The sequence below is a fragment of the Modicisalibacter sp. genome, from assembly GCF_055145905.1.
Window position 1 is genome coordinate 25,752 of record NZ_JBSREH010000020.1, and the last position, 13,368, is coordinate 39,119.

The 13,368-nt window shown below is 71.2% G+C and carries 9 protein-coding genes; all 9 read right to left on the reverse strand.

Features of this window, described 5'->3' with window-relative positions:
* Positions 1 to 142: 142 nt before the first annotated feature.
* On the reverse strand, positions 143 to 2,875 hold the full coding sequence (locus ACTCB7_RS07145; protein ID WP_463006119.1) for a cation-translocating P-type ATPase: 2,733 nt from the start codon (positions 2,873 to 2,875) through the stop codon (positions 143 to 145).
* A 15-nt stretch (positions 2,876 to 2,890) separates the two neighbouring features.
* Positions 2,891 to 3,409, reverse strand: a complete 519-nt coding sequence (locus ACTCB7_RS07150) for a porin family protein (RefSeq protein ID WP_463006120.1) — start codon at positions 3,407 to 3,409, stop codon at positions 2,891 to 2,893.
* Between the two features lie 55 nt (positions 3,410 to 3,464).
* Entirely contained in the window at positions 3,465 to 5,846 is a 2,382-nt protein-coding gene (gene lon / locus ACTCB7_RS07155; protein WP_463006121.1) for an endopeptidase La, read from the reverse strand.
* A 76-nt stretch (positions 5,847 to 5,922) separates the two neighbouring features.
* Entirely contained in the window at positions 5,923 to 7,830 is a 1,908-nt protein-coding gene (locus tag ACTCB7_RS07160) for a heavy metal translocating P-type ATPase (RefSeq protein ID WP_463006122.1), read from the reverse strand.
* A gap of 127 nt (positions 7,831 to 7,957) precedes the next feature.
* Positions 7,958 to 8,851 (reverse strand): NAD(P)-dependent oxidoreductase, encoded by an 894-nt coding sequence (locus ACTCB7_RS07165; protein WP_463006123.1) that lies wholly within the window; start codon positions 8,849 to 8,851, stop codon positions 7,958 to 7,960.
* A gap of 27 nt (positions 8,852 to 8,878) precedes the next feature.
* The gene (locus tag ACTCB7_RS07170; protein ID WP_463006124.1) at positions 8,879 to 10,339 is read right to left on the reverse strand and encodes an aldehyde dehydrogenase family protein; all 1,461 of its coding nucleotides are present in this window, start codon (positions 10,337 to 10,339) and stop codon (positions 8,879 to 8,881) included.
* A gap of 31 nt (positions 10,340 to 10,370) precedes the next feature.
* Positions 10,371 to 11,645, reverse strand: coding sequence for a TRAP transporter large permease (locus tag ACTCB7_RS07175; protein ID WP_463006125.1), 1,275 nt, complete (start codon positions 11,643 to 11,645; stop codon positions 10,371 to 10,373).
* Positions 11,642 to 12,241 carry a TRAP transporter small permease gene (locus ACTCB7_RS07180; RefSeq protein ID WP_224416221.1) on the reverse strand — a complete coding sequence of 200 codons (600 nt, stop codon included), beginning with the start codon at positions 12,239 to 12,241 and terminating at the stop codon, positions 11,642 to 11,644. The genes ACTCB7_RS07175 and ACTCB7_RS07180 overlap by 4 nt, the downstream gene beginning before the upstream one ends.
* 56 nt (positions 12,242 to 12,297) lie before the next feature.
* Positions 12,298 to 13,311, reverse strand: coding sequence for a TRAP transporter substrate-binding protein (locus ACTCB7_RS07185; protein ID WP_224416220.1), 1,014 nt, complete (start codon positions 13,309 to 13,311; stop codon positions 12,298 to 12,300).
* Between the last annotated feature and the right edge of the window lie 57 nt (positions 13,312 to 13,368).

Consider the following 13,368-nt stretch of genomic DNA (forward strand, 5'->3'; position numbering starts at 1 on the left):
GCCATGCCCGAAGTCTAGCCTGTAAAGCGCCGGCCCGGTGGCGCCTTCATCGCGACTGAAGTCGCGCCCACACCGGTCAGCCTGAGGGGGGGGGGCTTGTGGGCGGGGATTCATCCCCGACGGCACCGGCCCGGTAGCGGGGTCAGCCGTCATTGCGGGCGGTGACGCGCCGCACCAGCCACTTCTCCAGCTCCAGCACCCCCAGCGCCGCCACCGCCACACCCGTCAGCCAGGCCAGGTCGTCCGCGCCCAGCGGCCGGGTCTCGAACAGCCGCTGCATCACCGGCAGGTAGGTGAAGGCCAGCTGCGCCAGGGCGACCACCGTCAGCCCCGCCAGCACCGCCCGGGTGCCCATCACGCCGTGCCAGGTCAGGGCGGTGGAGTGGCTGATGCGCACCGAGAAGAGATAGACCACCTCCAGGGCGATCAGGGTGTTGACCACCAGCGTGCGCGCCAGGGCCAGGTCGGCATGGCGTGCCAGGGCGAGGAAGAACACGCCCAGTGCCACCCCCGTGAACAGCAGCGACACGAACACCACCCGCCACACCAGCAGCCGGGTCAGCAACCCCTGTCCCCGGGGGCGCGGGGGGCGCGCCATGACGCCGGGCTCGGCCGGCTCGAAGGCCAGCACCAGGCCCAGCGTCACCGCCGTGACCAGGTTGATCCAGAGGATCTGCACCGCCGACATCGGCAGGGTGAAGCCGAACAGCAGCGCGGCAACCACGGTCATCACCTCGCCGCCGTTGGTGGGCAGCGTCCAGGCCACCACCTTGCGGATGTTGTCGTGCACCACGCGCCCCTCGCGCACCGCGGCGACGATCGAGGCGAAGTTGTCGTCGAGCAGCACCATCTGGGCGGCTTCCTTGGCGGCGTCGGTGCCCTTGTGCCCCATGCCGATGCCGATGTCGGCCTGCTTCAGCGCCGGGGCGTCGTTGACCCCGTCGCCGGTCATCGCCACCACGGCGTCGCCGGCCTGCAGCGCCTGGACGATGCGCAGCTTGTGGGCCGGCGTGGTGCGCGCGAAGACCTGGACCGCCCCCACCCGCCCGGCGAGTGCCTCGGCCGAAAGCGTCTCGAGCTCGTGGCCGGTCAGCGCCCGGGGCTGCTCGGCCAGCCCCAGATCCCGGGCGATGGCCAAGGCGGTGGACACATGGTCGCCGGTGATCATCTTGACGTCGATGCCGGCCCGGCGGCACTCGGCCACCGCCGCCACCGCCTCGTCGCGGGGCGGGTCGATGAAGCCGGCCACACCGAGGAAGCCCAGACCCTCCCCGAGGTTGCGGAAGGGCGAACTCCGTCGTTCGAGCGGCTTGGCGGCGAAGCCCAGTACCCGCTCGCCCGCCCCGGCGATCGACTCGATCCGCGCCGTCCAGGCGTCCTGGTCGAGCGCAGCGGTGCCATCCGCGCGGGCCTCTCGCTGACAGAGTGTCAGCAGGGCATCCGGCGCGCCCTTGATGAACAGCCAGTGGCGGCCATCGGGCGCCTGGTTGAAGGTGGCCATGAAACGGTGTTCGGCCCCGAAGGGGATCTCGTCGAGCCGCGGCCAGGCGGCGCGCAGGGTCTCGGGGTCCTGCCCGGCCTTGTGGGCGAGAATCAGCAGCGCGCCTTCCATGGGGTCGCCGACCACCTGCCAGTCGCCGTCCCGGGCCACCAGATCGGCATCGTTGCACAGCACCCCGGCGCGGATCAGCGCCGACCAGTCCGCCTCGGCATCAGCGTCCCGGGTCGGTTGCAGCGCGCCCTCGGGACGGTAGCCACGCCCTGTCACCGTGGCCCGGGCCGCACCGCTCTCCAGCCGGCACACCGTCATCTCGTTGCGCGTCAGGGTACCGGTCTTGTCGGAGGCAATCACCGATACCGCGCCGAGCGTCTCCACCGCCGGCAGGCGGCGGATCGCCGCGTGCCGCCGCGCCATGCGCCGCACGCCGATGGCCAGGGTGATCGAGATCACCGCCGGCAGTCCTTCGGGCACCGCGCCCACCAGGATGGCGACCACCGCGATCAGCGCCTGCGGCCAGGCGTAGCCGCGCCAGAACACGGCGAACAGGAACACCAGCACCGCACTGGGCAGCGCCACCCACAGGAAGCGTCGGGCGAAGCGGTTGAGCTGGTCGAGCAGCGGTGTGGTGGTGACCCGCACATCGCGCAGCATGGCGCTGATGCGCCCCACCTCGGAGGCCATGCCGGTGGCCACGACCACCCCGCTGCCGTGCCCCGCCACCACCCAGGTCGCGGCGTAGGCCATGCAGTGACGATCGCCCAGCGCCGCGTCCGCCATCACCGCCCCCGTCTGCTTCTCGGCGACGGCCGACTCGCCGGTGAGAATCGCCTCGTCGACCAGCAGCCCCTGGGCGGTGACCAGCCGCAGGTCCGCGGGCACCCGGTCGCCCGGCTCGAGCAGCACCACATCGCCGGGCACCAGCTCGGCCACCGGCACCGTGCCGCGCTGCCCCTGACGCACCACCCGGGCCTGCGGCGGGGCCAGGTCGTGGATGGCACGCAGCGCCGTCTCCGCCCGCCCTTCCTGGATGAAGCCGACCAGCGCGTTGATCACCACCACGGCCAGGATGACGGTGGCATCGATGACGTAACCGAGCCCGCCGGCCGCCACGGCCGCGGCCAGCAGCAGGTAGATCAGCGCATTGTTGAACTGGGCGAGCAGGCGCCGCCAGGTCGGCGTGCGCGCGGTCTCCGGCAGCACGTTGGCGCCGTGGGTCGCCAGCCGGTGTGCCGCCTCCTCGGGGCTCAGCCCGGCCGGGTGACTGTCGAGCCGCCGCAGCACGCTCTCGGCACTCTCGACATGCGCCCGCCGCGCCACGGCATCGGGTTCGGCCGAGTGCGGCGCGGGGGGTGACACGGTTTCGGGGTGCGTCACGCGTTCGGCTCCGCCCTAGAAGTGGTAGGTCAGGCCGAAGCTGACGGCATCGAAGGTGGTGTCGTTGTCATCGGCGTAGCGCATGTAGTCGGCGCCGATGGCGAGATTGGGTACGAGGCCCATTTCCGCCCCCAGCCCGCCGGAGAGTCCGGTTTCGCTGTTCTCGCCGGCGAAGGTGCCGGAGACGTGGGCCACGCCGCCCAGGGCGTAAAGGTGGATGGCGTCGTTGACCGGCAGCATCAGCTTGACGTAGGCGCCGGCCAGCCAGTCCAGCTCGCTGCGCGATTGCCGGTCGTGCTCGCGCCCCCCGCCACCCAGCTGGGCCTCGACACCCAGATAGTCGTTGGCCAGCCAGCCGCCGCGCAGACGCAATCCCAGGCTGGAGTCGCTGTCGCCCCCCGCCGGATCGTACGTCCACAACAGCGCATCGACACCGGCATAGCCGGCCGGCAGAGCACCGTGATAGGCCAGCGCCGGCGCGGCCGGGGCAACGAGCAGCAACAGACAGCACAGTAGACGCGAAACGGGGGTCATGGGTCGGGCCTCGCAACGGGGGGGTGGTTCGAATCCAGGGATCGACGCGGGCGGCTCAGCCGGCGGCCGCCGCGGGCGGCGGAACGCCGTCCTGCAGCGCCAGGTCGATCGCCTCGTCGACCCGCTCGATCCAGTGAAAGGTCAGCCGCTCGCGGGCCGACGCGGGAATCTCCTCCCAGTCGTGCCGGTTGCGGGCCGGCAGCAGCACGGTATGGATGCCGGCCCGCTGGGCGGCCAGCACCTTCTCCTTGATGCCGCCCACCGGCAGCACCAGCCCGCGCAGGGTGATCTCGCCGGTCATCGCCAGATCCGGCGCCACGCAGCGTCCGGTCAGCAGCGACAACAGGGCGGTGTAGATCGCCACCCCGGCGCTGGGTCCATCCTTGGGAATCGCCCCGGCAGGCACGTGAATGTGAATGTCGTCACCGGCCAGTCGTGCGGGGTCGAGTCCCAGTGCGCCGGCCTGCGCCTTGATCAGGCTCAGCGCCGCCTGGGCGCTTTCCTTCATCACCTCGCCGAGCTGGCCGGTGAGGATCAGCCGCCCGCCGCCCTCGGCGCGGCTGGCCTCGATGAACAGGATGTCGCCGCCCACCGGGGTCCAGGCCAGTCCGGTGGCCACGCCGGGCACGCTGGTTCGCATCGCCACCTCGTTCTCGAAGCGCGGCGCGCCGAGAATCCCCGGCAGGTCGTCGGCGTCCACCGTCGCTGGCGTGTCGTCACCCTCGGCGACATGCACCGCCACGTGGCGAGCCACCGCGCCGATCAACCGCTCCAGGTTGCGTACCCCGGCCTCGCGGGTGTAGTCGCCGACCAGCCGGTGCAGCGCGGCATCGGTCAGGGTCAGCTGTGCCTCGCCGAGCCCCGTCGCCCGACGCTGCCGCGCCACCAGATAGCGCCGGGCGATCTCGACCTTCTCGGTCTCGGTGTAGCCGGGCAGCTCGATCACCTCCATGCGGTCACGCAGCGGCCCGGGGATCGCGTCGAGCACGTTGGCGGTGGCGATGAACATCACCCGGGCGAGGTCGAAGGGCACGCCCAGGTAGTTGTCACGGAAGGTGGCGTTCTGCTCGGGGTCGAGTACCTCGAGCAGGGCGCTGGCAGGGTCGCCCTGAAAGCCGGCATCGAGCTTGTCCATCTCGTCGAGCATGAACACCGGGTCGCGGGTGCCGGCCTTGCGCAGGGCCTGGATGATGTTGCCGGGCATGGCGCCGATATAGGTCCGCCGATGACCGCGGATCTCCGCCTCGTCGTGCACCCCACCGAGGCTGACGCGCACGAAGGCACGATCCATCGCCCGGGCGATGCTCTGGCCCAGCGAGGTCTTGCCCACCCCGGGCGGGCCGACGAAGCACAGGATGGGGCTCTTGCCCTCGGGATTGAGGCGGTGCACGGCCAGGTGTTCGAGGATGCGCGTCTTGATGCGCTCGAGCCCGTAGTGGTCGGCGTCCAGAATTTCGCGGGCCCGAGCCAGGTCGATCGGGGTCTCGCTGGTGCGCGTCCAGGGCAGCGCCAGCAGCCAGTCGAGATAGGTGCGCGCCATGGTATATTCCGCCGCCCCTTCGGGCATCCGCGCCAGACGCGCCAGCTCCCTTTTCGCCTGGGCCTCGGCCTCCTCGGGCATCGGGCAGGCCGCCAGACGCGCCTCGAGCTCGTGAATCTCGGCATCCCGCTCGCCGCCCTCGCCGAGTTCGCGCTGGATGGTGCGCAGCTGCTCGCGCAGCAGCGCCTCGCGCTGGCGCTCGCTCATGGACGCCTGGGTGCGCTGGTGGAGCGTCTGTGACAGCTTGAGCACCTCGATACGGTAGTCGAGCAGGCGCTGCACACGCTCCAGCCGGGCGCGCAGGTCGGTCAGCTCGAGCACTTCCTGCTTCTCCGCGGGGGGCAGGTCCAGGTAGCCGGCGATGGTGTCCGCCAGCAGCCCCGGCTCGTCGATGGCGCGCACCGCCCGGGTGAGTTCCTCGGGCAACTGGGGCAGCAGACCCAGGGCTTCCAGGGCGCGGTCGCGCAGAGTCAGCATCCGGGCCTCGATCTCGGGGCCGTGAACCTCGCGCACGGCAAGGTGCTCGATTCGCGCCAGCAGGAAGGGATAGCCGCCGATGAAATCGAGTACACGAAAGCGCGACTGCCCCTGACAGATCAGCCGGTGCTCGCTCTCGTCGGCAACATGGCGCAACACCGTGGCCATGGTGCCCACGCGGTAGAGATCCGGTGGACCGGGCTCCTCGACACTCGGGTCGCGCTGCAACAGCAACCCCAGCGAGCGCCCGCTCTTCATGGCCTCCTGCACGGCGGCGACCGAGCGTGGCCGCCCCACCGATATCGGCAGCACCAGCTGCGGGAACAACACCACGCCACGCATTGGCACGATGAGCAACACGTCGTCGGGCAGTGCCTGCTCGACGCTCTCGTCGTCCGCCAGGATGGCTTCGTCCTTCATGATCCCTCTCCCCGGCCCGTTCGCCCTCCCCTGCGAAGATAGGCCGGGCGCCGGGGACCCGGCGAGACAACCTGCCTCAGCCTTGATCGAGCGCAGGTTTCGGCGCCACATCGTCCGCCAGATCGCGGGAGACCCAGGCCACGCGCAGCGCATTGGCCACCGCCGCAACGTCGATCAGCTCCTGAACCAGCGCCCCGGCCACCGGCGGCAGGTAGCCCAGCGCGGCCACCCCGACGGCGATCAGGCTCAGCGCCATGCCGCCGACCGCACTCTGCAGTGCGATACGCCGCAGCCGGTCGCCGATGTGCAGCACCTCGTCGGCACGCTGCAGGGCGCTGTCGAGGATCACCACGCTCGCCGCCTCGGACGTCACCGCACTGCCCTGGCCGAACGCCACGCCCACGGTGGCCGCCGCCAGCGCCGGGGCGTCGTTGATGCCGTCGCCCATGAACAGCACGCCGTCGTGCGTGGCGAGCTCGCGAACCAGTGCCAGCTTGGTTTCCGGGCTCTGCCCCGCGCGTACCTCGTCGATCCCCACCTGCTCGGCCAGGTAGCGCACCTCGCTCTCGCGATCCCCCGACACCAGCAGCACCCGCCGGAAGCCGTGGCGCGGCCCCAGGTGGGCGATGAACGCCGGCCCCTCGCGGCGCGGCTCGTCGCGGAAGCGGCAGGTCGCCGCATAGGTGCCGTCGATGCACACCACGCACTCCAGGCCGCCCTGCACCGGCGGCAGCGAGGTCTCGGGAGCGCGCGCGAGCAGCTGGCGGCGGCCGGTCACCGTGATGCGGCGGCCGTCGACGCGTCCTTCCAGCCCCTCGCCGGGGGCTTCATGGATCTCGCGGGTCTCCTGCAGGGGAACGCCTTCCGCCCGGGCGGCGGCGAGCACCGCCCCGGCCAGCGGGTGGCGGGAGTAGCGCTCGAGACTCGCCAGGACGCCGAGCACCGCCTCGCGGGACTGGCCGGGTGCCGTGTCGATCTCAGTCAGTTGGGGTTCGCCGTAGGTGAGCGTGCCGGTCTTGTCGAAGACCGCCACGCGGCAGGTGGCGATGCGCTCCAGCGCCGCCGGATCGCGGATGATGATGCCGCGTCGGGCGGCCAGCGAGATCGCGCCGATGATCGCCACCGGGATGGCGATGATCAGCGGGCAGGGGGTCGCCACCACCAACACGCTCAAAAAGCGCACCGGGTCCTGGCTGGCCAGGCCGGCTGCGGCGGCGACGAGGATCGCCAGCGGGGTGTAGACCGCACCTATGCGATCGCCCAGGCGGCGCAGCCGCGGGCGATGCTGCTCGGCATCGCGCATGACCTGCATGATCTGCGCATAGCGCGAGTCCGCGGCGCGCCGGTCGGCGCGGATCGTCAGCACGCCCTCGCCATTGAGCGCCCCGGACAGTACCGCCGAACCGGGCGCCTTGGGCAGCAGGAAGGGCTCGCCGGTGAGATAGGCCTCGTTCATGGTGCTGTGGCCCTCGAGCACCGTGCCGTCCACCGGGCAGGCCTCGTGGGGATGCACCTCGAGCCGGTCGCCGACGGCGACCGCGGCCAGCGGGACGTCCTCCGTCCCCGTCTCGCGGCAGCGGTGGGCCACCGCCGGCAGGCGCCGGGCCAGCGCCTCGAGGGCGAAGGAGGCACGCCGCACCGCCCAGCTCTCCAGCGCCTGGCCGCCGGCGAGCATCAGCACCACCAGGGCGCCGGCCAGCAGTTCGCCCAGCACGTAGGCGACGACGATCGACAGCCCCGCCAGCACGTCGGCCCCCAGCACGCCCTCGCGCAGGCGCACCAGCAGGTCCATCAGCAGGGGCAGTCCGGCGATCAGGGCCAGCCACAGCGGCAGCGCCGGCCAGGTCAGCGACCCGGCGAGACGGAGATCACCGATCGCCAGACGCAGGCCCAGCGACACGGCGATCGCGCCCAGCACCAGGGCGGCGATCAACGCGTTGCGTCGCCAGGGGCCGGACGCGGCAGGGGTCGGTTCGGATGACATCGGCGCTCTCCCGGGGCTGGACGACCGAGCGGGGTTTCCGGCTCCGGTCTTCCCGGCTCAGGTCTTTACAGATAGTCCAGATAGAGAGCGCTGTGGCGAAAAAGTACGCCGCCGAGGCGGCGTGAGGTCAGGATTGCGGCGAGTCAGGGGTAAGCAGCGTGATCAGCTCGGGCACCAGGCGCTCGCCGTGGCCGGCCTCGTTGATGCGTCGGTACAGCGACTCGATGGCCCCGGCCACCTCGCGCTCGGCACCGAGGTCGGCGGCCATGGCGTTGTAGTAGCCGATATCCTTGAAGGTGTTGGCGAGGCTGAAGCGGAAGCCCGAGGCATCCTCGGCGCTGATGAACGGCCGCAGACGCTCGAGCACCACGCCCGCGCCGCCGCCGTTGCCCAGCACCTCGAGCAGCGCCGCGGCGTCGATGCCTCCCGCCCGGGCCGCGGCCGCCGCCTCGGCCAGCACCGCGCTGAAGCCCAGCGAGACGAAGTTGTGCAGCAGCTTGAGAGTGTGCCCCGAGCCCACCGGGCCGCCGTGGGTGATGTTCTCCGCGAAGTCCTCGAGCAGCGGCCGGACCTCCTGGAACAGCGCCTCGGGCGCGCCGACGATCAGGTTCAGCCGCCCCTCGGCGGCCTCCTTCGGGGTGCGCGTCATCGCCGCGTCCATGAAGCGCCCGCCCGCGGCGGCCACCCGCTCGGCGACCGCCTCGGTGGAGCTGGGGATCGCCGTGGAGCAGTCGATGACCACGGCGCCTTCATCGAGCCCCTCGAGCACGCCGTCGGCCTCGAACAGCACGCTTTCCACCTGCGGGGTGCCGGTGACGCAGAGGATCACCACCTCGGCGCCCCGGGCCACCTCGCGCGGGGTGGCCATGGGCGTGGCGCCGGCGGCCAGCAGGTCGTCGACCGGCTGGTTGCCGGGATGCTCGAGAAAGCGCAGCGTGTGGCCGTGGCGCAGCAGGTTGGCGGCGATGCCGTGGCCCATCAGGCCGATGCCGATCATGCCGATCGTGCGGGGCGTGCTCATGGTGTCGTCCTCGTGTCTCGATGTCCGTCAGCCGTGGCGGATGGCCACGGTCTTGATCTGGGTGAAGCTCCGGAGCCCCTCGAAGCCCTTCTCGCGGCCGTGGCCGGAGCGACCGACGCCGCCGAAGGGCAGCTCCACCCCGCCGGCCGCGCCGTAGTCGTTGATGAACACCTGGCCGCTGCGGATGCGCTTGGCCAGGCGCAGCTGGCGCCCGCCGTCGCGGGTCCAGATGCCCGCGCACAGGCCGTACTCGGTGGCGTTGGCCAGGCGCACCGCCTCGGCCTCGCCGGAAAAGCGCTGCACCGCCAGCACCGGGCCGAACAACTCCTCGCGCAGCACCGCATGGTCGTCGGGAATGTCGACCAGCACCCGCGGCACCACGAAGTGGCCGCCGGCGGGCGCGCCCTCGGCCAGCCGCCCCTGTGCCAGGGTGCGGATGCCGTCGGCGTGTGCCGCGTCGAGCCGGCGCTCCAGCTGCTCGCGCTGGCGGGCGTTGATCAGCGGCCCGCAGTCCGGATCACGCTCCCCGGCGTCGCAGCGCAGGGCGGCGAAGCGCTCGGCGAGCCGCGCCAGCACGGCGTCGTGGCAGGCGTCCTCGACCAGCAGGCGGCTGCCCGCCGAGCAGGTCTGCCCGGCGTTCTGGATGATCCCGCGCACCACCGCGTCCAGCGCGCTGTCGAGGTCGGCGTCGGCGAACACCACCTGGGGCGACTTGCCGCCCAGCTCCAGGGTCACCGGCACGTGGTTGACCGCCGCCGCCTGGGTGACCCGGGTGCCGGTGGCCGGCGAGCCGGTGAACGACAGGTGCTGGATGCCGGGATGCGCGGCCAGCGCGGCCCCCGCCTCGCTCCCCAGGCCGGTCACCACGTTGAGCGCCCCGGGCGGCAGGCCGCAGTCCACGGCGAGACGCGCCAGGCGCAGCACGCTCAGGCAGGCGTCCTCGGCGGGCTTGAGCACCACGGTGTTGCCCGCGGCCAGGGCGGCGGCCACGCAGCGCCCGAAGATCTGCGCCGGGTAGTTCCAGGGCGTGATCTGCGCGCACACGCCGAACGGCTCGCGCAGGGTCATCACCGCATAGTCGGCGGCGAACGGAATCGTCTCGCCGTGGAGCTTGTCGGCCGCCCCGGCGTAGAAGTGGAAGTAGCGGGCACAGGCGGCGATGTCGCCGCGGGCCTGGCGCAGCGGCTTGCCGGTGTCGGCGCACTCCAGCGCGGCCAGCGCCTCGGCGTCGGCCTCGATGGCCCGGGCGAAGGTCTCCAGCCATTCGCCGCGGCGCCGCGCCGTCCAGGCCTGCCAGTCACCCAGCTCGCCGTCGAAGGCCTGGCGGGCGGCGGCGACGGCGCGGTCGACGTGCTCGGCCTCGCAGCGGGCGATGGCGGCGAGGGGCTCGCCGCGGGCGGGGGCCTCCACGCTCAGGGTCTGCGGCGTGGTGATCCAGTCGCCGCCGATCAGGGCCTTGGGTGGCGGCAGGGCGTCGTTGAGTGTCATGAACGTCTCTCCTCGTCGGGGCATGCCGGGCTCAATACAGCAGCTCGACCAGCCCCATGGAAATCCAGGGCAGATAGGTGATCGCCAGCAGGCAGGCCAGCACCACCAGCACGAAGCGCAGCAGCCAGGGCAGCAGCTGGTCGATGGGCAGCCTGGCCACCGCACAGGCGGCGAACAGGTTGACCCCCAGCGGTGGCGTGAACATGCCCAGCGCCAGGTTGACGACGATGATCAGCCCGAAGTGCACCGGGTCGATGCCGTACTGCACGGCGATCGGCGTGAAGATCGGCGCCAGCACCAGGATCGCCGCCGAGGTCTCGATGAACATGCCGACCACCAGCAGCATGACGTTGACCGCCAGCAGGAAGGCGATGGGGCTGTCGAAGACCTGGGTCACCCAGCCGGCCACCTCGCGGGGCAGCCCGGTGCGGCTGATCAGGAAGCTGAACAGCGCGGCGGCGGCGATGATCAGCATGACCGCCGCGGTGGAGACCACGCTGTGACGCAGGATCGGCCAGAGCTCGGCCAGGCTCAGTTCGCGATACACCAGCCCGCCGACGATCAGCGCGTAGACCACCGCCACCGCCGAGGCTTCGGTGGGCGTGAACACGCCGCCGTAGATGCCGCCGATCACCACCATCGGCATCAGCAGCGCCACCCAGGCGCGCCTGAGGGCGACGGGGAAGGCGCTGCGCTCCTCGCGATCGCGCAGGCCGTAGCCGCGAATCTTGCAGAACAGGTACAGGAACAGCAGCAGGGAGCCGCCGATCAGCAGCCCCGGCCCGATGCCGGCGATGAACAGCTTGCCGATCGAGGTGTCGGTGCTCACACCGTAGAGGATCAGCGGGATCGAGGGCGGGATCAGCACCCCCAGCTCGGCCGAGGAGGCCTGGATCGCCGCGGCCAGCGGACGCGGGTAGTCGTGCTTGACCATCGCCGGAATCAGGATCGAGCCGATGGCGAAGGTGGTCGCCACGCTCGAGCCCGACACCGCGGCGAACAGCATGCAGGTCAGCACGCAGGTCATCGCCAGGCCGCCCTGCAGCCCGCCGACCACCGACTTGGCCAGGTCCACCAGGCGCCGCGAGATGCCCCCGGCGGCCATCAGGTTGCCGGCCAGGATGAAGAAGGGAATCGCCATCAGCGGAAACTTGTCGATGCCCACGAACATCTGCTGGGGCACCAGCAGCAGCGGCAGCCGCGAGAAGAACTCGATGCCGATGACCGAGGCCAGCACGATGGACACGGCGATCGGCACGCCGAGCGCGAAGAACAGGATCAGGGACAGACCGATGGCCGCATTCATGGACGCGCCTCCTTGTCGTGGAGGGAAGCGGCATCGGAGGCCGCGACGGTGGGAGCGGGCGGCACGCTGGTCGCCTCGGTGGCATCATCCGCCTCGGCACCGGCGGTCACGCCCACGGCCTCGCGGCCGCTCCACTGCGCCGCCAGGCGCGCCAGCACCGACAGCAGCGCCAGGGCCGAGCCCACCGGCATGGCCGCATAGGCCCAGGCGATCGAGATGCCCAGGCCCGAGAGCATCTGGGTGCGCACGCGCCAGGTCATTGCCGCGCCGTACTGGATCAGCACCCACAGCGCCACCACGCAGCACAGCGCGATCAGCGTCTCGATCCAGATCAGCCGGCGCTGCGGCAGCAGCTTGTAGATGACCTCCACGGACATCATGAAGCCGCCGCGGAAGCCCGCCGCCGCGCCCAGGAACACGCACCAGATCATCGCCGAACGCGAGATCACCTCGGACCACGTCGAGGGGGCATCGAACACGAAGCGTGTCAGCACCTGGTAGAAGCCCAGCAGCACCGACACGATCAGCATGACGACCGCCCCGATCATCGCCACGCGGGTCGTCCAGCGCTCCAGGCCCAGGAATCGCTCTAGCATAATCGTCACCTTGTCGACACGAGAGGCCCGGCACCCGCGGGTGCCGGGCCGTCACCTCAGCTGGCCTGGTAGCACTGGCTGCCGTGGATGCGATCGAGCATCTCGCTGCCGTACTCGTCGGTGTAGATCTTGTAGGCCGGCTGGACGGCCTCCTGGAAGGGCGCCTTGTCGATGTCGGTCTCGACCTGCATGCCCTTGTCACGCAGCAGCTTGACGCCTTCCTTCTCGAGGCGGCTGACCTCGTCGCGGGTGGCCTTGGCCGAGGCCTCGGCGGCCTGCTTGAACCAGCCGCGCTCCTCCTCGGAGAGCCCGTCGAGCAGCACCGGCGACCCCAGCACCACCGCCGGCGAGTAGACGTGACCGGTCAGCGAGAGGTGGTCCTGAACCTCCCAGAACTTGGTGGCGACGATCACCGTGATGGGGTTTTCCTGCCCGTCGACGGTGCCCTGCTGCAGCGCGGTGAACAGCTCCGGGAAGGCCATCGGCGTGGGGTGCGCGCCCATCGCCTTGAAGGCCGCCATGTGCACCTTGTTCTCCATGGTGCGGATCTTCAGCCCCTCGACATCTGCCGGGGTCTTGACCGCGCGCTTGCTGTTGGTCAGGTGACGGAAGCCGTTCTCGGACCACGCCAGTCCCACCAGGTTGTGCTCGCCCATCTTGTCCAGCAGGTCCTGGCCGATGGGGCCGTCCAGCACGCAGCGCGCCTGCTTGTAGTCCTTGAACAGGAACGGCAGGTCGAGCACGTAGGTCTGGGGCACGAAGTTGCCCAGCGGGCCGGTCGAGGTGATCACCACGTCCACGGTGCCGATCTGCAGGCCTTCGATCATCGCCCGTTCGCCGCCCAGCGAGCCGGAGGGATGCTCCTCGACCTGGAACTCGCCGTCGCTCAGGCGCTCCAGGGTCTCCTTGAAGGCATCGGCGCCCACCGAGTAGTGGGAGCTGTCGGACAGCGTGTGGCCCAGGGTGATGGTCTGCGCGGCCTCGGCGTTGACGGCGGTCAGCGACAGCAGCGAGGCGGTGACGCCGGCCACGGCGGCGGCCAGCGAGCGGCGTGAGAGGGTCTTGCTCATTGTTATTTCCTCGATAGGCAGTGATGACAGCTAGGCTTTGCCTGAAAACTGGCTGCG